Source organism: Streptomyces alboflavus (assembly GCF_000716675.1).
Lineage (GTDB): Bacteria > Actinomycetota > Actinomycetes > Streptomycetales > Streptomycetaceae > Streptomyces > Streptomyces alboflavus.
The window spans coordinates 145,237-166,826 of record NZ_JNXT01000009.1 but is presented as its reverse complement, the minus strand read 5'-3'; the positions used below and the strand labels follow the sequence as shown (position 1 = coordinate 166,826).

16 protein-coding genes and 1 pseudogene are annotated in these 21,590 nt (G+C 75.0%); 16 read left to right on the top strand and 1 reads right to left on the bottom strand.

All coding sequences use genetic code 11. The features are described from left to right. Nucleotides 1-113 precede the first annotated feature (113 nt). The 16 genes and pseudogenes from OO63_RS09925 (at nt 114) to OO63_RS09855 (ending at nt 20,142) form a co-directional block, all read left to right on the top strand. A complete protein-coding gene (locus OO63_RS09925) occupies nt 114-725 on the top strand; it encodes a hypothetical protein (RefSeq protein WP_030363874.1) in 612 nt (203 codons plus the stop codon). Nucleotides 726-833: 108 nt separating this feature from the next. Then, complete coding sequence (locus tag OO63_RS09920; protein WP_031192398.1) at nt 834-4,307, top strand: CHAT domain-containing protein; 3,474 nt, start codon at nt 834-836, stop codon at nt 4,305-4,307. Then, the gene (locus OO63_RS09915; protein ID WP_031192399.1) at nt 4,304-4,996 is read left to right on the top strand and encodes a hypothetical protein; all 693 of its coding nucleotides are present in this window, start codon (nt 4,304-4,306) and stop codon (nt 4,994-4,996) included. The genes OO63_RS09920 and OO63_RS09915 overlap by 4 nt, the downstream gene beginning before the upstream one ends. Then, a complete protein-coding gene (locus OO63_RS09910) occupies nt 4,996-5,673 on the top strand; it encodes an RES family NAD+ phosphorylase (RefSeq protein ID WP_031192400.1) in 678 nt (225 codons plus the stop codon). The genes OO63_RS09915 and OO63_RS09910 overlap by 1 nt, the downstream gene beginning before the upstream one ends. 215 nt (nt 5,674-5,888) lie before the next feature. After that, nucleotides 5,889-6,104, top strand: a complete 216-nt coding sequence (locus OO63_RS09905; RefSeq protein ID WP_234335440.1) for a hypothetical protein — start codon at nt 5,889-5,891, stop codon at nt 6,102-6,104. Next, the gene (locus tag OO63_RS09900; protein ID WP_030363911.1) at nt 6,101-6,871 is read left to right on the top strand and encodes a vWA domain-containing protein; all 771 of its coding nucleotides are present in this window, start codon (nt 6,101-6,103) and stop codon (nt 6,869-6,871) included. Before OO63_RS09905 ends, OO63_RS09900 begins: the two co-directional genes overlap by 4 nt. Beyond that, nucleotides 6,868-7,113, top strand: a pseudogene (locus OO63_RS46695) (protein phosphatase 2C domain-containing protein); the annotation flags it as partial. The gene OO63_RS09900 and the pseudogene OO63_RS46695, both read left to right, overlap by 4 nt. Before the next feature lie 468 nt (nt 7,114-7,581). Beyond that, entirely contained in the window at nt 7,582-8,058 is a 477-nt protein-coding gene (locus tag OO63_RS46690) for a protein phosphatase 2C domain-containing protein (protein ID WP_234335450.1), read from the top strand. Between the two features lie 2 nt (nt 8,059-8,060). Further along, on the top strand, nt 8,061-9,113 hold the full coding sequence (locus OO63_RS09890) for a protein kinase domain-containing protein (protein WP_234335441.1): 1,053 nt from the start codon (nt 8,061-8,063) through the stop codon (nt 9,111-9,113). After that, on the top strand, nt 9,110-9,790 hold the full coding sequence (locus OO63_RS09885; RefSeq protein ID WP_051810714.1) for a 4Fe-4S single cluster domain-containing protein: 681 nt from the start codon (nt 9,110-9,112) through the stop codon (nt 9,788-9,790). The genes OO63_RS09890 and OO63_RS09885 overlap by 4 nt, the downstream gene beginning before the upstream one ends. Continuing rightward, nucleotides 9,787-11,196: a hypothetical protein gene (locus tag OO63_RS09880; RefSeq protein ID WP_031192405.1), complete on the top strand. Its 1,410-nt coding sequence runs from the start codon at nt 9,787-9,789 to the stop codon at nt 11,194-11,196. The genes OO63_RS09885 and OO63_RS09880 overlap by 4 nt, the downstream gene beginning before the upstream one ends. Further along, on the top strand, nt 11,193-13,307 hold the full coding sequence (locus tag OO63_RS09875; protein WP_031192406.1) for an AAA family ATPase: 2,115 nt from the start codon (nt 11,193-11,195) through the stop codon (nt 13,305-13,307). Before OO63_RS09880 ends, OO63_RS09875 begins: the two co-directional genes overlap by 4 nt. 4 nt (nt 13,308-13,311) lie before the next feature. After that, nucleotides 13,312-14,961 carry an Hsp70 family protein gene (locus tag OO63_RS09870; RefSeq protein WP_031192407.1) on the top strand — a complete coding sequence of 550 codons (1,650 nt, stop codon included), beginning with the start codon at nt 13,312-13,314 and terminating at the stop codon, nt 14,959-14,961. Further along, on the top strand, nt 14,962-16,149 hold the full coding sequence (locus OO63_RS09865) for a TRAFAC clade GTPase domain-containing protein (protein ID WP_031192408.1): 1,188 nt from the start codon (nt 14,962-14,964) through the stop codon (nt 16,147-16,149). After that, complete coding sequence (locus OO63_RS09860; RefSeq protein ID WP_031192409.1) at nt 16,146-18,590, top strand: GTPase-associated protein 1-related protein; 2,445 nt, start codon at nt 16,146-16,148, stop codon at nt 18,588-18,590. The genes OO63_RS09865 and OO63_RS09860 overlap by 4 nt, the downstream gene beginning before the upstream one ends. A gap of 7 nt (nt 18,591-18,597) precedes the next feature. Further along, entirely contained in the window at nt 18,598-20,142 is a 1,545-nt protein-coding gene (locus OO63_RS09855) for a TRAFAC clade GTPase domain-containing protein (protein WP_031192410.1), read from the top strand. Nucleotides 20,143-20,290: 148 nt separating this feature from the next. Here the strand turns inward: OO63_RS09855 and OO63_RS09850 are convergent, their stop codons facing one another. Next, nucleotides 20,291-21,457, bottom strand: a complete 1,167-nt coding sequence (locus OO63_RS09850; protein WP_031192411.1) for a cytochrome P450 — start codon at nt 21,455-21,457, stop codon at nt 20,291-20,293. Nucleotides 21,458-21,590: the final 133 nt, after the last annotated feature.

Genomic DNA, 21,590 nt, shown 5'->3' with positions numbered 1-21,590 from the left:
TCGTGCCACCGGGCGGGATCCGGGCGAAGACCGGGTGACCTTCGGTCGTGGGGTTCCCCGGGAGGGACGGCGCCGGTTCGCTGGAGGGGTGCGGCGACACGAAGGCGAGGGCCATGGACATCACGGGTGCGGGCGCGCCGATCGTGGCGGCCGTCGGAGTGGTCGGGACCCTCCTGTCGGCCCTGCTCACCCAGCGGGCGGCCGAGCGGAGCCGGCAACGCGAACAGGAGCGTGCCGAACGGACCCGGGCATGGGCCAGGGAGACCGAGGAACGGCGCGCCTGCTGCATCGCGCTCAACACCGCGTCCCGCCAGTACCTGGCCGCCCTCACCGACCAGGCGCACGCCCTGACCCGCGCGGAGGACCCGCGCGCGGCGCGACAGCGCCTCATCGAGGCCCGGGACCTGCACCGGGACGTGTACGCGGAGGCCCAGATGCGGCTGCCCGACCCGCTGCTCGCCCTCGCCGGAGAGGCCACCCACGCGCTCGGCGCCCTCTACGGCCTGCTGCGGCGCCTGGACGACGGCGTGCCCCGGCCGGACGACTCGCTCGACGTCGCGCAGGGGGAGATCGACGCGCTGTGGGAACGGCTGCGGGAGCTGCGGCGCGGGATGCGCGCGGACCTCGGCGCCTCGGGGCCGTCCCGGTCCGGCCCCGCCACCGCCCCCGGACCACACTCCGACCCCACCGGTCCGGGCGCGTTCCGGGCGAGTTCGGGGCGTTGACCGGGCGCCGGACGAAAAGCTCGGCGATCGGGCTCCGCCGTGGCTGACATCTCGTCATCATGGAGTCCGCGACGGGCTGTTGAGATCTTCGGGACGTGAGGAGTGCCGGTGGGGGAAGTAGAGGAGAGCGGTGGCGTCCAGGCGGTGCGGGCTTGGGCCGGTGACGCCGTCGAGCGGGCGAGGGCGCTCCTTCCTGCACCGGGGACGGTCGCCGCTCCCGGGCGCGCCCACGACGAGTCGATCGCCGAACTCGACGCGCTCTCCCACCTGTTGGACCACGATCCGGAGCTGCGCGGCTCGGTGACGGTATGGCTCGGCGGAGCCCTCACCCTGCGCCACGCCGCCGGGGGCGGCACACCCGAGGACCGGGAGCGGGCGCACACGCTGCTGCGGGCGGCACGGGACCCGGCGACGCCGCTCGGGGCCCCGGCGCGCGTCGAGGACCGGCGGTGGGCCGCACTGTTCCTGCTGACGCACGCGATGCCGCTGCAGGAGATGCTGGGCGGGCTCGCGCCGGAGCCGGACGCGACCGCCATGTTCGACATGATGATGCGGAAGGGGCCGAGCGGGATGGCCGCGTTCGCGGCCGAGGTCCAGGAGCTGGTGACCGAAGCCGCCGAACTCCCGCTGCCGCCGGAGACCTTGGCGCAGTTGCGGCAGGTGCGCGACCTGCACGCCCGGCCCTCGGCCGCCGGGCTGACCGAGCTGTTCAGCAACCTCGTACCCGAGGACGGGCTTCCGGGCAGCGAACAGCTGCGGCAGACCATGACGCAGCTGCTGACGGCGATGACCGGCGGCGCGGGCCCGCAGGCCGGTCCGGGCACGGCGCGCCGCACGGACGCGGGCGAACGGTCCACGCACGGCACTGCGGCCCCCGCCGCCGACCCCCCGCCCGCCGCCGCCAAGACCGACGCACACGCCCCGGGCCCCGCCGCCACAGCGGACGCCCGCACCCCGGCCCCGGACACCGAGACCGAGCCCGGCTCCCCGCCGTCCCCGGCCCCCGCGGACGCCGGCACCCCCGCCGACCGCGACACCCCGGCAACGCCCCGTACCCCCGAGGAGGTCCGTCGGCTCCTCACCGCCTGGCAGGCCGTCCAGACGACGTCCGTCGACTTCGTGAACCATGCCGGTGGCGGCGACCCGGCCGCGCTCAACCAGCAGCTCGGGCGGCTGCGCGAGGCCCGGGACGGGCTGCCCGACGACATGCCGGACAAGGATGCCCTCGACGGGCTGATGGCGCTGCTGCTCGGCGTGAGCGAGGGCGCCGGAGGCACCCTTCAGGACCAGGCCCTCGGCCTCGCACACACCAGCACGGTCACCGACTACCTGCGGCGCAAGTCGCAGAGCGGGAACCCGATGGCCGACCTCTTCCCCGTCATGGCCGAGGCGATGGACCTGATGACCGAGGCCCGCACCGCCGCGCAGACCGAGGACGTGGACCGGCTGCGCGCCCTGCTGTCCAGGGCCGAGGCCTTCGCCGACACCGTCCCCGACGACCACGCGCTGCGTGCGGTGGCCGTCCTGGCCCGCGCCATGGCCCGCATGATGCTCGGCCGGTGCACCAGGGACAAGGAACTGCTCCTCGACGGCCTCGCGGACCTCGACGAGGGCAGGACGGCCGCGGGCAACAGCAAGCTCCCGATCGGGGACGACGTCCTCGCGGCCATGGCCCCCGAGGCCGCGGCCATGCGGGCGTACCTCAACGGCGACGCCACCGGCGTCCCGGACCGGGAGGTGCCGCCGCCGGACGCGCCCGCCGACCGGCTGCACTCCGCCGCCACCCGCCTCGGCATGCGCCACGACTTCACCAAGGACCCCGCGGACCTCGATGCCCTCATCACCACACTGGAACGGCTCCGCGAGCACATCAGGGACGGCCGGGCCCCGCGCGTCGCCGCCGACTCCCTGTGGTCCCTCGCCGACGCCTACCGCGCCCGCTGGCACCGGGAGCACAACAAGTCCGACGCGGACGCCGTCACCGACACGGCGAACGAGGCCATGACCACCCTCGCCGCCGACGTCCTCCTCCAGCGCGGTGCCGAACACCGGCTGACGACCGCCCGCACCGGCGCCTCGCTCGGTCTGCGGGCCGCTCTGTGGGCCGCGGCGCACGAGCGGGTGGACGACGCGGTGACCGCCCTGGAACGGGGCAGGGCGCTGGTGCTGCAGGCCGCGGCCACCTCCCGGGACGTACCGGAGCTGCTTGCGGAGCGCGGGCATCACGAACTCGCCGCCGCCTGGCGGAGGTCCGGCGCCGCCGACGGCGCCGAGCTGCCCGCCGCGCTCCCGAGCACCCTGCGCCGCCAGGCCCTCGAAGCCCTCGGCTACCGGGAGGACGGCGGGCTCCTGTCCGTCCCCACCCTGCGCGAACTCGCGGACGGCGTGGGCGAGGCCGGTGCGGACGCGCTCATCTATCTGGTGCCCGGCAGCGACGGCGAGGCCCCCGGCATGGTGCTGGCCGTGGGCCCCGAGATCGGCGTCGGCGTGGGCCCGCTGCCCGTGCTCTCCGCCGCGCGGAGCGCCCCGCTGGAGCGGTACCTGGACGCGGCCGCGGCCCGGCCAACGGACCACGTCGACGAGACGGCCGAACGCGTCTGGGAGGAGGCCCTCGCCGGCCTGTGCGACTGGGCGTACGAGGTGTTCGCCCACGTCCTGCCCGGCCTCGCCGAACACCTCCCGCAGGACGCGAGGGACCGTGTTCCCCGGGTCGTCCTGGTCCCCTGCGGGCGGCTCGGCATCGTCCCCTGGCACGCGGCCCGCTTCCCCGCCGACGCCCCTTACGCCTACCTCTGCCAGGCCCTCGTGATCAGCTACGCCGCCTCCGGCAGCCAGTTCCTGCGCACGGCGAGACGCGCGCCGCGCGACCCGGTCTCGGCCCCGGCCATGGTGGCCGACCCGAGCATCTCGCTGACGTACGCCGAACTGGAGGTCCTGGGGCTGCGCCACGCGTTCTACCCGGGGGCGCGGCTGTACGGCGACTTCGCCACGCTCCCGCCCGACTCGGTGCCGGCCGGCACCCCCGACCAGCTCCTCGCCCTGCTCGGCCAGGACCACTCGATGGTCCACCTGGCCACGCACGGCATGGCGGGCACGTCGCCGACCGAGTCGGCCCTGCACCTCGCCCCCACCGAGCCCGGCGAGGAGGTCGGCCGGCTGACCGTGACGCGCCTCCTCGACCGCCCGCAGCCTGCCGAACGGGGCGCTCCGGACGGCCCGTTGATCGTCCTGAGCGCCTGCGAGACCGACCTGAGCACCCGCGACCACGACGAGGCCCTGACCCTCACCACCGCGTTCGTCTCGGGCGGCGCACGCGATGTCGTGGGGTCGCGGTGGACCGCGCGGGACGGCGCCTCGATGCTCCTGATGACGGTCTTCCACCACCATCTGCGGGCCGGGCTCAGCCCGGTCGACGCGCTGCGGGCCGCGCAGCTGTGGATGCTCGACCCCGAGCGGCGGGACCCGGGCTGTCTGAGCTCCGAGCTGCGGGCGGACGTGCGCCGCACCGACCTGCAACGGCCCGCCGTCTGGGCCGCGTTCATCCATCAGGGCCACCCAGGCCGGGGAGAGGAGAGCGCATGAACCAGGGAGAGGACGGCGGGGCGAAGGTGCTCCGTCTCGTCCACGAACACCTGGACAGCGTCCGCGAGCGGCTGAGCGACGAGCAGTACAGACTGCTGCTCACCCGCCTGCGCGCGCTCGCCGAAACCCCGACGAGCGACGCCCGGGCCGTCCGCCGCGCCTTCCAGAACGTACGCCTGGCCCTGGTGCCGCTGCCGTTCGGCCATCCGGTCCGCGAGGCCCTGGACGCCGTCCGGCTCACCGGTACGGCCCCGGTCGGCGACCTCGCCGTGCTGCGGACGCGGGTGCTGCTCGCGCGGATCGCGGCCCCACCGGATCCGCCGCCCGACACCGCGGCCATCATCGCCGCCGCCGAGGACCGGCTGCTGCGCGCGCCCGCCCTGTCGGCCGCCGAGGTCCGCACGCGGTGCGCCGGTGCGGCGCCGCCCCCCGAGCTGATCCGGCTCGCCGACCCCGATCTCGGCGACCGCTACCCGGAGTTCCAGTTCGAGCCCGGCGGCGGGGGGCCGCACGAGGTCGTCCTCGAGGTCAACCGGGTGCTGCTCGCCGACGCGGACCCGTGGGGAGCCGCCGAGTGGTGGCTGAGCCGCAATCCCTGGCTGGGCGGAGGTCCGCCCGCCGATCTCCTCGGCATCCGTCCCGACCGCGAACTGGTGGGCGCGGCCCTGGTGCTGGCGGAGGGAAGCTGATGCACGACGCGACCACCTCGCCTTCCGCATACCGCTTCCAGCCGCACTGGGAGGTGCTGCCCGCGGGCTCCCACCTGTGGCGGATGCACTCGTCCCGGTTCGCGGCCGAGCAGTTCAAGCCGTTCGACGCGCGGGACCGCGCGCCCGGCCGCTTCCACGGCACACCGGAGGACCCCTACCCCTGCCTGTACGCCGCGACGGACCCGGAGACCGCACTCGCCGAGACCCTGCTGCGCTCGATCGACTTCGACAAGGAGACCAGCATGCGGCTGGTCCCCTGGCCGTGGGTACGGGGCAAGTCGCTGCACGTGGTGCGGACCCGCTGCGAGCTGAGGCTGGTCTCGCTGCGCTCCGGGGCGGCCCTCGCCGCCGTCTGCCAGGACACCTTCCTGCTGGAGAGGGAGGGGCCCGAGCACTACGCGCGCACACGGACCTGGGCGCGGGAGATCCGGGCCCAGGCGCCCGAGGCCGTGGGCATGATCTGGGAGTCGCGCCGCAATCCGTCCCAGCAGGCCCTGGTGCTCTTCGGGGACCGCCTCGCGGACCGCGCGGACGGCGCCCTCGAAGCCCTGCCGTTCCGCGGCATCCCGGACCTCGGCTCCCCGGACGGCATCAAGGAGGTCAACCAGCTCCTCGAACCGCTGCGTTCGGCGGTCAGGGAGCCACTGCGCCGGTGAGACCGGCACCAGAGGCGCCGCCCGGCCAGGACCCGACCGGGACGCGACCAGTCCGCGCCCGGCCGGTCCGCTTCACTGAAGGGGCGGACCGCCCGGGGACAACACATCGGGGGAGCCTCCCCGGGCGGCCCGTGCCCGCCCCGCCCACCGATGACGCTGTGTCAATTCACGTAAGGACGACGCATGTTGGGGCCCCAGCCACCTACCGTGACCCTATGACCGGGGGGATGGCCGCATGGGCGGACGGCCGCGCCGGGCGCACGGTGACCTGGCCCGCGCCCGACACGTACGTACTCGTTGACGGGGTGCTGCTGCGCATGGTGCCCGAGCCCGCGGGGCTGCCGCCGGGCACGGCCGTCACCGTGCGCCACGATCCCGAACGGCGGCGGCTCGTGGCCCGCGCCGACGACACGGAGGGAGCGGCCGCATGAGCGTCGACGGCATCGGATTCGGAAGCGGGTACGAGGAACGGCAGCCCGTGCTCCTGCTCCTCGACACCTCCGCGTCCATGGGGCGCCCCGAGGAGCACCCGCGGATCGACGAGCTGAACCGGGCGCTGACCCGCTGGTTCGACGGGGTCCGCGCGCAGGAGCGGCTGCGCACCCGCGTCGAGGTCTGCCTCCTCACCTTCGACTCCGCCGTGCGCGTCCACGACCCGGGACCCGGCCGCCTCGTCCCGGTCGAGGAGGCGGATGCCGACCGGCTCTTCGTCCCGGTGGACAGCATGCGCCCGCCCACGCTGCGCGCCGAGGGGCTGACCCGCCTGACGGACGCCGTGGAGACGGCCCTGGATCTTGCCCGCGCCCGCTACCGTGCCCTGCAACGGCAGCGGGTACCGGTCCGGCGCCCCTTCGTGTGGGTCCTCACCGACGGCGCGCCGAGCGACGCCCGGGGCCGCCCCTTGGACGCGGCCGCTCTGGAAGGCACGGCGGGACGGGTGCGGCAGGGCGAGGTGCGGGGCGAGTGGGTCTTCCAGGTGATCGGGGTGCACGGCGCCGACCTGCCGATGCTCCGGGTCCTCGCGCCGAAGGCCACGTCCCCCCTGGCGGACCTCGACTTCGGCCGGATCCTCGATCTGCTGTTCCAGAGCACGGACGACAGCAGCCCGGACCAGGACGCGGACCTCGTCCACCAACAGGTCAACGACCGCGCCGCCCGGCTCGCCCGCATGGACCGGCTGGAGAGTGACCTCCGGTGATCGTCGCGGGCGCCTCCGTCCAGGGCACCGCCCATCTTGCGCGCGGACAGGGCTGCCAGGACGCGTTCAAGGCGGTCGACCTGGGCGGCACTGCGGTCCTCGCCGTGTCCGACGGCGCGGGCAGCCGCGACCGCAGCGCCCTCGGCGCCCACATCGCGGTCGACGCGGCGTGCCGCCTGCTGACGGAGGGCATACCGGACGCACAGGAGCCGCCGGAGGCGTGGACACGGTGGGTCGCGGGGCGTGGGAGGAGGGTGATCGAGGAGTATCTGCGGGCGGCGACGGGGGTGTTGGGGGCGGGCGCGGGTGGAGCCGACTCCGGCGCGCCGGGCGCGGATGCGGGTGCGGGTGCGGCGGGCACCGGCGCGATGGCGTGGGCGTCGGGCCGTAGGGCGGGATCGGCTGACGTCCACGCACTGGACACGGGCGGTGGCACGGCGGACCCTCGCGCACTGGGGACGGACGCGAGTGCGCCGGACTCCCGCGTACCAGGCACAGACTCACCGGACTCCCGCGTACCAGGCGCAGACTCAAGCGCAGCCGACTCGCGCGCGCCAGCTACAGACTCGAGCGCAGCCGGCTCGCGCGTGCCGGGCGCGGACGCGGGCACAGCGGGCACCGGTGCGGCGGCGGGGGTGTCAGGCCCTGGAGCGGACTCGGCTGACCCCTGTCTGCGAGGCTCGCGCGCGGATTCAGCGGCCACCCGCACGGTGAGCGCGGACCCGGTCGCGGCAGACCTGGGCGCGCTGGCCGCCACCCTCACCGCGGCCGTCGTCGCCCCGCCCTGGGTGGCCTTCGTCTCGCTGGGCGACGGCTTCGGCACCCTGCTGACGCGCGACGACCGCTGCCACTTGGTCCTGCCCCCACCCGCCGCCCCGGCCGCCTTCCTCTCCTCCCCCGGCGCGGCCCTGCGCGTGCGTACCTTCGCCGTCTGGGAGCCGGACCTCGCCGGAGTGGTCCTGTCCACCGACGGCTGCGCCGCCCTCGCCCTCGACCACCCCGCCGTCCACCGGCTCCCTCCGGACGTCGGACCGCTGCCGGCCGCGGGCTTCTTCCTCGGCCTCGCCGCCACGCTCCGCGAGAACCACGGGGACGCCGAGCCGCTCCGCCGACGCCTGTCCGGCCCCGAGGCCGGGCGCACCGGTGACGACCTGACCGTCGTGTGTGCTCTGGTCGAAGGAGGGTGAGCGTGGGACTGACAGTGGTGTCCGGTCACGGACACACATGGCGCCTCACCGAGCAGATCGGCAGCGGCTCGGAGGGGTTCGTGTACGGCGTGGACGACACCCGCCCCCTCGTCGCGAAGCTCGTCCCCGACCCGCCCGAACCCGAGGCCTACCGGCGCCGCGTGGCCCGCCTGGTGCGCCAGCGCCGCGAACCGCGCACCGTCGGCCTGCTCTCCGGCACCCCGGTCCGCCTCGCCTGGCCGCTGGTCCAGGTCCGCACGGCCGCCGGCGCCGCCGCGGACCGCGTCGACGGCTATGTGATGCCCGACATGCGCCACGCCTACCAGCCGTTCAGCCACCTCCTCAGCACCTCCGCCCGGCGCGCCTTCCTGCCCCGGGCGACCTGGGCCACCGCGCTGCGCGCCGCCCTCGCCCTCGCCCGGCTCCTCGGCGAACTGCACGCCGAGGGCTATGTGGTGGGCGACCTCAAGACCGACAACCTGTGGGTCGACGAGGGTGGCCGGGTCGGCATGGCGGACGTCGACTCCTGGCAGTTCCGGGACGGCCGCGAGCTGTTCCCCGGCCGGATGCGCACCCCCGGCTACACGGCCCCCGAGCGGCTCGGCACGGCCACCGCCGCGCCGCCCGACACCACGTCCGACGACTTCGCCCTGGCCGTCCTCGTGCACCAGCTGCTCCTGGCCGGGCTGCACCCCTTCGCCGGTCACCCGGCGGACGGCGGCGACTACCGGTCGTACGACGACAACGTCCTCCACGGCCGCTGCCGGATCGTCGACCGCACGTCGGTGCTGCTTCCCCGCTCCGTGCCGCCCGCCGACCTGCTGCCGAGACGCCTCACGGAACTCTTCCGGAGGGCGTTCACGGACCCGGCCCACCGTCCGACGGCGGCCGCGTGGGCCGAGGCGCTCGCGGCCGAGCTGACCCCCGGCCGACTGCGCGTGTGCGCGGTGAACGCCCGTCACGTCCACACCGTGGAACGACCGTGGTGCCCGTGGTGCGACCAGGCCGAACAGGGCTCCGACAGCTACCCCGACCAGCCGCGGGAGGAAGCATGACGGCCCTCCCCCAGCCACGGCACGGCTCGCGCGAGGAAACCCTGATATCCGTCGCCCGGACACTGGACCGCTGCACGGTCCTCGGCCCCGGCGTCCGCGCGGTCGTCTGGGTGCAGGGCTGCCCGCTGCGCTGCCACGGCTGCGTGGCCGCGGAGACCCTGCCCTTCGAGGGCGGCACCAGCCGGACGGTCACCGACCTCACGGACTGGCTCTGCCACTTGGAGGACATCGAGGGCGTCACACTCTCCGGCGGTGAGCCGTTCAGCCAGGCCGAAGCCCTGGCCGCGCTGCTCGACGCGGTACGGGAGCGGCGGCCCGACTTCGGCGCGATGGCGTACTCCGGCTTCCGCCACGAGGCGCTGCGGCGCGGCGGGCCGGACCGGCTGGCCCTCCTCGAGCGGCTCGACCTGCTGGTCGACGGGCCCTACGTCGCGGCGCGGCACGGCAGCCTGCGCTGGCGCGGCTCGGACAACCAGCGCCTCGTCCCGCTCACCGACCGCTACGCCCGGAGCCTGGCCGAGCCGGACAGCACCGCCGGGGTCGAGGTGTCCGTGGAGTCGGACGGAGCGCTCTCCTGGGCGGGCGTGCCGCCGACTCCCGGATTCCGGAGAAGACTTGAGGACCGGCTCGCGGCGCGGGGGTTCGTGCTGCACACCGAGGCACGGAGGGAACGATGAGTGGATCACCGAAGTACAGCAGCGTCCGCATCGGCGTGCTGTACGCCCAGCGGGAGGCGACCGAGCGCCGCCGCCGGGCCGAGGAGCGCCGGGCCAGGGAACGCAAACGGGCGGACCAGCGCGCCCAGTTGGCGGCTCGGCGGGCCGACCTCGCCCGCAGGGACGCCGAGTCGGCCGCCCGGCGCGATGCGGAGCGTGCCGCCCGCCTCGCCCTCGCCCGGGCGGAGCAGAGCCGGGCCGACGAGCGCGCCCTCGACGAGGTGCGGACGCTCATCGAGGAGGCCCAGCGGTCCGGGGCGCGGGCCGATGTCAGCTCCCTGGAGGGGCAGTTGGCAGCACTGCGGGGCCGGGTCGCCCGCGGCGAGCAGCTCGGGGACGCGGTGGAGCGCCTGCGCGGCCGGGTCGTCAGCCTGCGCCCCGCTGCCGCCGACAGCGCCGCGGACGACCCCGCCTCCGTCCTCGCCGGCCTGGAGCGCGGGTTCGCCGCGACCGGCCCGGACGGCGCCGCCCTCGACGCGGACGGGCACCGGCGCTGCACGGAGCTGCTCGACCAACTGCGCGTGGCCGCCGGTCCGGACCGGCGGGTCCGCTTCGACGCCCTGCTCGGCACGGTCGAGCACGCCCTCGCCCGGCATGTGGCGACGGTCACGGAGGCACGGGCAGCCGCCGAGCGGAACACCCGGGCGGAACAGGAGCGCGAGGCAAGGCAACAGGAACAGGAACAGGAGCGCGAGGCGGCGGAGCGACAGCGCGCCGACGCCGCGGCAGCGGCCCTGGAGCAGGCCCTCACCGAGGCCGCCGAGCGGCTCGACGTCGTGCGCCCGGCGGCCCGGGCCGTCGTCGAGACCGCCGCCGAACTCGGCGACCCCGGGCTCGCCGACGAGATCGGCGACGCCCTGCGCACGGCGACCGAGCAGCTCACCGCGCGCTCCGCGGCCGAGGCCCTGACGGCCGTCGCCGACCTGGAGCACCGCCTCCCCGACGCCGAGCGGCGCCTGGACGAGCTGGAGCTCGCGTATCAGCGGAGCCGGGACCTGGTCGCGGCGCTCCGTGACGCGATGACCGGCGAGGGGTTCGCCTTCGAGGGCGGCGAGGACGAAGGGGGCGGCTTCCGGCTGCACTTCACGCGGCCGACCGGGGCGAGGTACGAGACCACGGTCGGCGTCGAGGACGACGGCACGCCCGTCCTCGTGTACCGCGTGGAGGGCGAGCCCGACGTGACGCTGCACGCCTCGCGGGACGAGCCGGTGTGCGACACCACCGAGGCGCTCCTGGAGCGGGTGCACGAGGCGCTGGGCGGTGACGACGGCTTCGTGCCGGGTGAGCTCACCTGGGACGGCAAACCGCCGGGCCGACGCGCCGAGCCGCTGCCCCGGGAGAGCTCCTGGAGGTGGTCGGCGCCGTGAGCGCGATCGACTTCGGCAAGGACGACGGTACGGGGCCCGTCACCGCCGACGGCATGATGCCGCTGTGGGCGGTGTCGCTCGGCTGGGAGCTGCGGCGCGGCCGGCAGGTGGTCATCAGCGGGCAGATCCGGGACCGCTGGTGGTTCGAGGACCGGCCCGCCTCCTTCCGCGAGTTGGTCGCCGGGGTGCTCGAGGTGCGCGGCGCCGACGTGGTGGGCTGGTGGGATCCGGTGGCCGGGCTCACGTTCCCGCTGCCGGGCCACGCGGAACGCTTCGCGCGGCTGGCGGCGGACCGGCCGGGGGGCGGCACGAGGAGCGCGGGACCGGCCGCGCCCGGGGCCGACCGGCGGTCCGACTCCCGCGCGCCTGGAGGCAGTCGGCCATGGGCCGCGTCGGGCGCCCCCGACGACGGCCGGGCGGGGGCCGCATCGGGCCCCCTCGAAGACGACCGGACCCAGGCCGACTCACGCGCCCCCGAGGACGGCCGGCCACGGTCCGACGCGCGCACCCAGCGCGGCGCCGAACGCCGCCGCGACCGGTCGAGCCTGCTCGCGCCGCGCCCGGGCGCCCCGCCGCGCGCCTTCGACGACGCCGTCGCCGTCGCGCACCGGCTCGCCGCGTCCCCCGACGCGGCCACGGCCTTCGTCTTCCAGGACGTCGACCACCACCTCCCGCCCGGCCAGCCCGAGTCGAACGCCGGTTACCTCCGTCTGCGCGCCGCGATGACGGACGCCGTGCCCGCGCACGTGGCCCAGGCGGGCCGCCGTCCGCATGCCCGCAACGCCGTCCTGTGCGCGGTGGGTGACGTCGGCCGGCTGCCCGGCTGGTTCCACCTGGAGGATCCCCGGATCGCCACCCTGCACGTCGGCCCGCCGGACCCCAGCGAGCGCCGCCTGTGGCTGACCTGGCTGCGCGGCGACTTCAACGGCGCCACGAACGCCACCCGGCACGACCTGGAGGCCCTGGTCGGCGCGACCGACGGCATGCGGGGCTGGGACATCGACGCGCTCGCCCGGACCTCGTGGCTGCGCGAGGCACCCCTCCAGAAACCGGACAAGCTCTTGGAACTGCACCGGCTCAATGTGAGCGTCGACCCCTGGACCCAGCTCGACCGGGACACCGTCGCCCGGGCGGCCGACGTCCTGGGCGACCGGGTGGTCGGCCAGTCCACGGCCGTCGAGGCGGTGGCCGCCGCGCTCCGGTCCGCCTACGTGGGCGTGGACTTCGGCGGCTCCGGCACCGCACGCCCTCGGGGCGCCTTCTTCTTCGTCGGCCCCACCGGCGTCGGCAAGACCGAACTGGCCAAGGCCGTGGCCGAGTTGATGTTCGGCGACCAGAGCGCGTACGCCCGCTTCGACATGAGCGAGTACCAGCAGGAGCACGCGGCGGAGCGGCTCGCCGGGGCACCGCCCGGCTACATCGGCCACGAGCAGGGCGGCGAGCTGACCCGGCGCGTCCAGGAACGGCCGTTCAGCGTGCTCCTCTTCGACGAGATCGAGAAGGCGCACCCGCGGGTCCTGGACAAGTTCCTCCAGATCCTGGAGGACGGCCGCCTCACCGACGGCCGCGGCCAGACCGCGTACTTCTCCCAGTGCCTGATCATCTTCACCTCCAACACGGGCGCGGACGCGGTCCAGGACCTGCTGTCCGAAGGCGACGAGGACGTGCCGTACGCGGCCCTGGAGGCGCACTTCACGCGGGCCGTGGAGGAGAAGTTCCGGGCGATCGGGCGGCCGGAGATCTACGGGCGGCTCAAGCCGGGCGTGGTCGTCTTCGACATGCTGCGCCGCGAGCACATCGTGCGGATCGCCGACCGGCTCCTCGACCAGCTCACCGAGTCCGTCCGCGAACGCCACCAGGTCAAGCTGGCCCCCGACCCCGACAGCCTGCACCCCTGGATCACCGAGCGGATGAGCGACCCGGAGCACCAGGCGTACGGCGGCCGTCAGATCCGCAACGAACTGGAGCGGCTGCGGGCCGCCGTGGTCTCCCACTTCCTGGCCCGCCGCCCGGCCCCGGGCAGCCGGATCCGGCTCGGCGTCGACGCCGACGGCACGCCGTGGGTCAGGGCCGACGAGCCGCGGGCCGGGACCGGGGAAGGGGAGGGCTGACCACATGCTCGCCATCGCCATCGGCCTCCGCGTCGCCCGCGTCGGCCGCCTCGCCCCGGACGGCCGCCCCACCGTGACGGTGACGGACCTGGCCGGAGCGGACGTGGCCGCCGACCCCGCCTCCGCGCTGGCCGTGCTCGGCGCCGGAGCCACCGACGAGGAGGCGGCGCTCGCCCTGCCCGCGACCGCCGACCGCCGGGCCGAGGCGCGGCTGCGGCGGGCCGCCGAGGACGTCGGCCTGCGCGTCAGCAGGATCGTGCCGGAGCCGGTCGCGGCGGCCCTGCACTACGGCGCGATAGCCGAGGGCGTGCACCGCACGGTCCTGGTGGCCGACCAGACGGCGGGGGCGGTGGACCTCACGGTCCTCGCCATCACCCCGGACCTGACGGTGCGCGTCGTCACCACGCGCACGGCACAACTGGCCGACGACCACGGCCTGGCGGCGCTGGCCCGGGAGCTGGCGGAGGCCGCCCCGGACGCCGTGCTCCTCTCCGGCGACCTGTACGCCACGCCCGCCCGCCGCGCGGACGTCGAGAGCCTTCCCGAGGCCCAGGGCCTGACGGTCCGCTGCCGTACACCCGAACTGGCCGTCGTGCACGGCCTGTTGCTCCTGGAGGACTTCGGGCTCCTGCGCGTCGCCACCGGCCCGGCACCGGCGAGCACCGGCTTCCCCCCTCCCCTGGAGGACCCGGAACCGGGAGCCTGGCCCACACCGGCGGAAGACCCCGAACCACACGGCATCCCCCCTGCGAGCGCGCTGAAGGACCGCGAGGACCCCTCACCGGCCGACAGCGGACCAACGGCCTCCCAGGGGCGCGGGGAACTGCGCGATCAACCCCCACCGCCCCGCAGCGAACCACAGACCGAAACCACCCCGAAGGGGCGCGGGGAACTGCGCGACCAGCCCCCACCACCCCACAGCCAACCACCAACCGAAACCACCCCCGATCCCACCCCGACCCCACCCTCAGAAGCCGCAGGCGAACCCCCACCCCAACCGCCCCCGTCGCCGGAGGCGCCCCGCCAGCGTTCCGTCCCCGTGACCCAGCTCCAGGCCATCCGCCGGGACGACCACCTCCTCGTCCTCTGGGCCTGGCCCGACGCCGCCCTGACCGCTCGGGTCCGCTGGCGCCGTGAGGACGCGAGCGCCGGCGGCGACGGCCCCCGCGACGGCGACATCCGCTGTCAGCGCCGGGTCTACGAACACGACGGCGGCCTGGACCTCCGCCTCGGACGGGGCGCCGTCACCCTCACCGTCGAGGCCCTGGTCCCCGACCCCGCCGTCGACACCGAGGGCGCAGCGTCCCTGCGGATCGCTGCCGAACCGCCGATCGTCGAGTACGAACCGACGCTGCGCCGCCGCCTCAACGGCACCCGCTACGCGACCGTCGCCTTCGCCACCCGGACCGGCTGCGACCTCCCCGCCGTCCACGTCGTCCACGGGCTCGGCCGCTACCGCCCCACCAGCACGGCCGAGGGCGCCGTCCTGCACGAAGTGCCCGCCCAGCGCCTGCCCGCCGGTGCCCCGCTCGTCGTGAAGTTCCCCTTCCCCGGCACCCGGGGCCCCTCCTGGCTCGTCTGCTTCCCGGCGGACGCCCCCGACACCGACATCGACCTGCGCCCCACGGCGCTGCACCGGCTGCGAGTGACCTGAATGGCCAGACGACTCACCTGCCCCTACTGCTACGAGACCTTCGCCCCGCGCGAGATCCGGTTCCGCTGCAACAGCCGGCTCAGCCGCACCCGCAAGCAGTGCCAGCGGCGCCGCGACCCGGTGCTCGACGAGCGCTTCGGCAGGCGTCCGAGCCACGACGTGGGCCCGGACTTCGCCGCCGACGGGCGCAGGTCGACGGCGGTGTGCCCGGACTGCGACGGCGAGACCACCTACCGCGTCTGCCCGGTCTGCCACGTCGAACTGCCGGTGCAGTTCGGCATGGTGGAGAACCGGCTGATCGCGATGGTGGGCGCGCGCTCCTCCGGCAAGACGATCTACATGACGGTGCTCCTGCACGAGATGCGCAACCAGGTCGGCGAGGCCTACGGCGCCTCGCTGATGGGTCTGGACGACACCACCATGCGCCGCTACAGCTCGGAGTACGAGGACCGGCTCTACCGCGACCGGCAGATGTTCCCGCCGACGCAGACCGCGACGACCAACGCCAACCGGGTGGACCCGCTGGTGTTCAGGTTCGGGCTCCGCCGCAAGACGCTGTTCGGGGAGCGGCCGCAGCACAGCGTCCTGTCGTTCTTCGACACGGCGGGCGAGGACTTCAACAGCCGCGAGAGCGTGGAGCTGAACACCCGCTACCTGACGAACGCGGACGGCATCATCCTGCTGCTCGACCCGCTGCAGATGCCGGGCGCCCGGGACAGCGCGGCGCCCGGCACCGCCCTGCCCGGCACCGACGGCATCGATCCGCCGATCAACGTGCTGAGCCGGGTGAGCGGCCTGCTGCTCGCCGCGCGGGGCGGCAAGGCGGCGAAGACAGACACCCCGATCGCGGTGGTCTTCTCCAAGATGGACGCCTTCTGGCATCTGATGGAGAACGGCAGCCCGCTGCGGTCGCACGCGCCCGCGCGCGGCCGCTTCGACGTCGGCGACAGCCTCAGCGTCCACGAGGAGGTGCGCCAGCTGCTCAAGGAGTGGGACGGCGTGCCCATCGACCAGTCCCTGGAGAACACCTTCGCCCGCTACCGCTACTTCGGCGTCTCCGCGCTGGGCCGCAGCGCGACGCCCGAGGCCCGCGTGGCCGCCACCGGCATCCAGCCCTACCGGGTGGCGGACCCGCTGCTGTGGCTGCTGAGCGAGTTCGGGTCGGTGCCGAAGGCGGGCCGCGGATGAGCGGCTTCCAGCAGCTCTACTACACGTCCTGCGAGCACGGGCTCAGCGGTTCCTCCGGCTTCCAGTTCAACGCGGTCAGCGAGCAGGTGTCGGCCGAGACCCGGCACCGCGTGGAGGGCCTTGCCGGGTACGAACCGCCGCGCTCCCTGCTGGAGTCGGACGCCCCGGAGCTGCTCGCCCGCTGCCCGGTGAACCTGTGCCACACCCTGGACCGCCGGGGCGGTGCCACCACGCTGTGCGTGCGGTACGTCGGCCGGGACTCGGCGCGGCGCTTCGGCAACTACTTCGCCCACGCCCTGCACAGCGCGGACGAGGGCGCGCGGCAGAGCGGCGGTCCGCTCGCCATCGAGCTGTGGGACTCCCCGGTGTGGACCACCCGGATCGCCGACACGACCGAGATCCCGGAGTTGCCCGCGCCCCTGCCCCGCGGCCCGCTGTCCCCGCGCGCGGCACATGCCTTCCTGCGCGCGCACCCGGGCGCCGAGCAGCTCCCCGCCCTCCTCGCGGCGGTGTTCGCGGCCCTCGCGGAGGACGGCTCGGTCGTCGTGATCGACGAGACGACGGACCGGATCGCCCACTGGTTCGCGGCCGTCTCCTACCTCCTGCCGCCCCCGCTGGCCCGCACCCTCACCTTCGCCACCTACCTCCTGCGGCCCACCCGCAGCCGACTGCACCTGATCGGCACGGTGCCCGAGGCGCACCCCGACTTCGGGCCCGACGACGAGGAGTCGTACACCGTCTTCGACTTCCGCGCGGGCCGCTTCCCCGACGTGGTGCCCACGCACCATCTGATCCGGCTGCTGACCCGGATCGGCGTCGGCTCGATCCGCTCGGTGTGGTCCTGGACGGCCGAGTACACGCACGGCCAGGAGCGGGCGCTCGGCGACTGGCACGCTCCGGTGGCGGCGGCCGCCGCGGCGGGCGGCATCGAGCTGACCGACGCCGATGTCCGCGCGGTGGTCGACTGGCTGCCCGGCGCCGATCATCTCGGGCCGCGCCGGGCGGCGGTGGCGGCGGACATCCACCACCGGCACCGGGACCTGGACGACGACCAGCTCGCGCGGCTCAGCGCGGCCGCCGAGGCGGGCGGCGACGCCGCGCTGCACCAGGAGCTGGAGGGCAAGCTCCACCAGTCCCGGATCCGCGCCTACATGACCGGAGTTCCGAACGCGCCGGGCCCGGTGCCGATCACCCGTCCCGCCGAGCGGGAGCGGGCCACGGCCCTGTGGCAGTGGCTGCTCGACGAGGCCGCCACCAGCCTGCAGCGGGTGCGGCTGCTGCTGTGGGCGGTGGGCGCGCGGCTCGACCCGGCGCCGGATCTGGTCGTGGACCAGAGCCTTGACCTGGCCCGCGCGCTCCTCGGCTCCTGCGACGCGGGCCCCGGGCTGCGTGAGGACGTCGCCCGCCTCGTGCACGCCCTCCCGGAGTTCAGGTCGGCGCTGACGACGGCGGTGCAGGAGGTCCTGGACGAACGGGGCGGCCAGGAGCAGCTGTTCACCCAGTTCCCCGCCGATCTGCTGGTCGAGCGCGACCTCGCCGGGCGGGGGCGGCTCCTGGAGCACTACTGGGTGGCACAGGCCGAGCGGCAGCCCGCCCGCACGATCGAGTTGCTGTTCCAGATCCTGGCGGCGCGCGACGAGGCCGCGCCGGACGCGGCGCTGCTGCGGGGGCTGTGGCGGCAGCCGTCGCCGACCTGGACGCACGAGGAGGCCACCGTGATCGCCCGTCGGCTGCCTGCGGACGAGCCGGTGACCGATGCGGTCGGCGAGTGGTTCGACCGCGCGGTGAAGCAGAAGATCAGGGACGAACGGGACCTGCGGGCCTGCCTGGTGCTGTGCGAGACGCTGTCGGCGCCCGGCCGCTACGCCTGGCTGCGGCCCGTCACGCAGGAGTGCGTGCAGGTCACTCTCCAGCTGGACGCGGTCCTGCGCGAGGCGACCGAGGCCACCGCGCTCGCCCGCGCGTTCCGGATCCCGCAGATCGAGGTCTGGGCGCCGCCCCTGGCCCTGAAGCGGCACCGGCTCGTCCCCGCCATGCTGCCGCTGCCCGTGGACCCGGCGCGCCTGCGCACGGACATCAGGGAGTTCGGCTTCACCCTGGCCGACGGCTATCTGCGCGCCGTCCTGGATGCCGCCGTCGCCTCCGGCCGACCCGACGAGGTGCTGTTCGGCCATGTCACCGGGGTGGTGGCGATCAACGACGAACGGTCCGGGCTGCCGCACGCGCAGCTGGAGACCGTCCGGACGCTGCGCCACCACGTCGCGCTGCACTGGCCGCCCGACGAGCTGGAGCGCCTGGCCCGCGCGCTCCGCCCGTACAGCACCGGGCTCGCCGACACCTATCGGGAGTACGCCGAGAGCCGCAGGGGCCGCGTGAAGAAGTGGAGCCGCAAGCTCACCCAGCGGCGCTCACCGGACGCGCCCCGGCCGGAAGAGGGGTGAGCCCGCGATGGCGGAGATCCTGACCTTCATCGTCGTCCCGGCGCTCTATCTGGTCCTGCTCGCGCTCTATTTGTTCGTCGCCCCGCTGATCGCGGTCCTGCGCGGGGCCGCCCTGGTCAGTGAACTCCTTTGGCGTTACGTCCAGTTGCTGCACGGAGTGCTGCGTCTGCGCACCCCCGAGTTCGTGACGGTCCCGCCGTACCGCCCCGCCGACGAACTGGCCCACCGCAACTACTTCTCCGGCCCCGCCGTCCGTGACCTGCGTCAACTCCTGACCCAGGGACGGCGGTTGTACGTCCGCTCGGTCGAGGACGCCTACCGCCGGGTGACCGACCGCCAGTTCACCGCGCCGACCGTGCACCGGGCCGCCTCGATCCCGTACGGCCTGACCCTCTGCCTGGGCCTCGGCATCGGCGCCGCGGTCACGCTGCCGCTGTGGGGCGTGCTCTTCGCCGTACAGGCCCTCGGCGTGGGACTGCTGACCGTCGGCGCCCGGCTGACCGCGCTCGCCCTGCGGGGCACCGACCGCGCGGTGATGGCCCTGCGCGGGCTGCCCCGGGGCATGCTGTGCCCGAGCTGCTTCGAACGCGTCCCCCATCCCGCGTACGACTGCCCGAACCCGTCCTGTCGGCGGCGGCACACGGACATCCGCCCGGGCACCTTCGGCCTGTTCCGGCGCCGGTGCGCCTGCGACCGCCGGATACCGACCCTGCTGCTGTTCATGAGCCGGGACGCCCGCCTCGCAGGTCACTGCGCGCACGAGCACTGCGGCAAGCCGATGAATCCGGACGCCGGACACATGCCCGAGCTGGTCCTGCCGCTGGTCGGCGGCCGGGCCGCGGGCAAGACGCAGCTGATGGCCGCGATGGTGAAGTCGCTGGAGGACACGGCGGCGGACGGCGGCCCCGCGGTCCGGCTCGCCGATCCCGAATCGACCGCCGCCCAGCAGGTCCTGAACGAGGTCCTGGAGATCCGGGGCCACACCCGCCCCACGCAGAAGACGCTGCCCAGGGCCCACTCGTTCGTGCTCGGCGACGGTCGCGCCGAGCGCCTCGTGCACGTCTTCGACACGGCCGGTGAGCGGTTCGTCAACCGGGAGGAGACCGACGCGCTGCGCTATGTCCGCGCGGCCCGCACCTTCGTCTTCGTCCTGGACCCGATGGCCGTCGACGCGTTCTGGACCCGCCTCACCCCGGAGCGCCCGACGGTGGACGGCACGCTGGCGTCGACGGTCGACCCGGAGGACGTGTTCTCTCCGTCGGTGCAGACGGTCCACACGATGGGCAAGCGTCTCGACAAGGCGCGGCTCGCCGTGGCCGTCAGCAAGCGGGATCTCCTCGCCGGGCAGCCCGCCCTGCTGCCCGACCCCCCGGACGACAGCGATGCCATCCGGACGTGGCTGCGCGAGCGGCTGGGCTTGCGGAACCTGGTGCGGGCGATGGACCTCGAGTTCGGCGAGGTCCGGTTCTTCTGCACGGCGGCGGTCGCGGACGAGCGGGGGCGTGTGGACCCCAGCATCGGGGTGTTCGTCGAGTGGTGTCTGCGCGGCTGAGCGGCGGCCGTCGGGCCAAGCGGCCTGGATGGCCCGGACGTCTGGGCGACGTCCGGGCCACCGTGTGGTGGCACTGTCAGGGTCAGTACCAGTACCAGCGGCGGGCCGGCTGGTTGGTGAAGATGCGACGCATCGTGGCCATTGCTGTTCACCTCCCTCCTGTGTCGGGTCCGGTGTCGCCTTCGGCAGGTGGCTTGAGCGTGCGGCGGAGCGTGAACGGCCGGGGAACGTTGCCCTCGGCCATGGCCGGGCGGGTGTCGCCGCCCGTGACGGTCAGGTGGGCGTCGCGGGACAGGGCGGTCAGCGAGTCGGTGATCAGCGTGTGCGCCACCGCCGCGCCGGCGCAGGTGAAGGGGCCCGCGCCGAACGGGATATAGGGGCCGTGCCGGGTGTCCGTGCCGGTCCAGCGCTCGGGCCGGAACGCGTCGGGGTCGGCCCAGTGGCGGGTGTCGTGGTGCAGCAGGTACGGGCTGACGGACACGAGGTCGCCCGCTTCGAAGGCGGTGCCGCCGAGCTTGACGGCCTGCGGGAGGACGCGGCCTAGCATCCAGGCCATGGGACGGTGCCGCAGGGCCTCGCGCACGATGTCGTCGGCGGGCCACGGCCAGGGCGAGGCCGCCCGGTGGCGCAGGCACGCGAGGAGCACGGACCACGCCAGTGAGGAGCTGAGGGGCGCCATGACCGCCCGGAACATCATCAGATGCAGCTCGGCCACGGTCCGGTCGCCCGTCTCACCGGGAGGGCACGCGCTGAGCACGGCGTCCAGGACGTCCCGGGGCTCGCGGGCGGGGTCCTCCCTGCGGTGCGCCGCCTCCTCGGTCAGGGCGGCGAGCAGCTGGGGGCGCAGCACCTCCGCACGGGCCCGCTGCCACACGTGCGGCGCGCGGACCGCCACGCCGCCGAGCGCGGCCCGGCGCATCAACTCACGGGTGCGGGCGGGGGTTTCGGGGTGGAGCAGCAGGTCCTCCAGGCCCCGGTGGACCAGCCGCGTCCCGGCGTCGGGCCAGCGGCCGACGGCGGGGAGGTCGGCCGCCGCACGGGTCAGTGCGGCGCGGTAGTGCGGTACGCCGGCGCGCATCAGGTCGCGTACCGCGTGGCCGACCTCGATCTGGGCGTCGCGGGTGGGCAGGAGTGCGCCGAAGAAGCCCGACCTGCCTCCGTTGTACTCCGGGCTGCGCAGCAACGTCTGCGCCAGCTCCGTGTCGCTGACGCACCAGCCGCCCCAGGGGAGCGGAATCAGACCCGTCGTGCTGCGGCGACGGAGGTCTTCGAGGTATTCCAGCGGATCCTGCCGAAACCGGCGCCTGTCCCCCATGTGCATCCAGCCACCCCCTGGCGAGCCTCTTGGCTCCGGATGCCGAACCGCGTGGGCCGAGTCGCGTGTCGACAGCGTGCCGCTCCACGGGATGCCCGCCCCGGGTACCGGAAAACCGAACCCTGGGCACCGT

Excerpts from the sequence above, each read along its gene's own strand:
- OO63_RS09925 (WP_030363874.1), top strand. The coding sequence starts at position 114 with ATGGACATCACGGGTGCGGGCGCGCCGATCGTGGCGGCCGTCGGAGTG.
- OO63_RS09885 (WP_051810714.1), top strand. The coding sequence starts at position 9,110 with ATGACGGCCCTCCCCCAGCCACGGCACGGCTCGCGCGAGGAAACCCTG.
- OO63_RS09910 (WP_031192400.1), top strand. The coding sequence starts at position 4,996 with ATGCACGACGCGACCACCTCGCCTTCCGCATACCGCTTCCAGCCGCAC.
- OO63_RS09870 (WP_031192407.1), top strand. The coding sequence starts at position 13,312 with ATGCTCGCCATCGCCATCGGCCTCCGCGTCGCCCGCGTCGGCCGCCTC.
- OO63_RS09915 (WP_031192399.1), top strand. The coding sequence starts at position 4,304 with ATGAACCAGGGAGAGGACGGCGGGGCGAAGGTGCTCCGTCTCGTCCAC.
- OO63_RS09855 (WP_031192410.1), top strand. The coding sequence starts at position 18,598 with ATGGCGGAGATCCTGACCTTCATCGTCGTCCCGGCGCTCTATCTGGTC.
- OO63_RS09860 (WP_031192409.1), top strand. The coding sequence starts at position 16,146 with ATGAGCGGCTTCCAGCAGCTCTACTACACGTCCTGCGAGCACGGGCTC.
- OO63_RS09900 (WP_030363911.1), top strand. The coding sequence starts at position 6,101 with ATGAGCGTCGACGGCATCGGATTCGGAAGCGGGTACGAGGAACGGCAG.
- OO63_RS09905 (WP_234335440.1), top strand. The coding sequence starts at position 5,889 with ATGACCGGGGGGATGGCCGCATGGGCGGACGGCCGCGCCGGGCGCACG.
- OO63_RS09865 (WP_031192408.1), top strand. The coding sequence starts at position 14,962 with ATGGCCAGACGACTCACCTGCCCCTACTGCTACGAGACCTTCGCCCCG.
- OO63_RS09880 (WP_031192405.1), top strand. The coding sequence starts at position 9,787 with ATGAGTGGATCACCGAAGTACAGCAGCGTCCGCATCGGCGTGCTGTAC.
- OO63_RS09850 (WP_031192411.1), bottom strand. The coding sequence starts at position 21,457 with ATGGGGGACAGGCGCCGGTTTCGGCAGGATCCGCTGGAATACCTCGAA.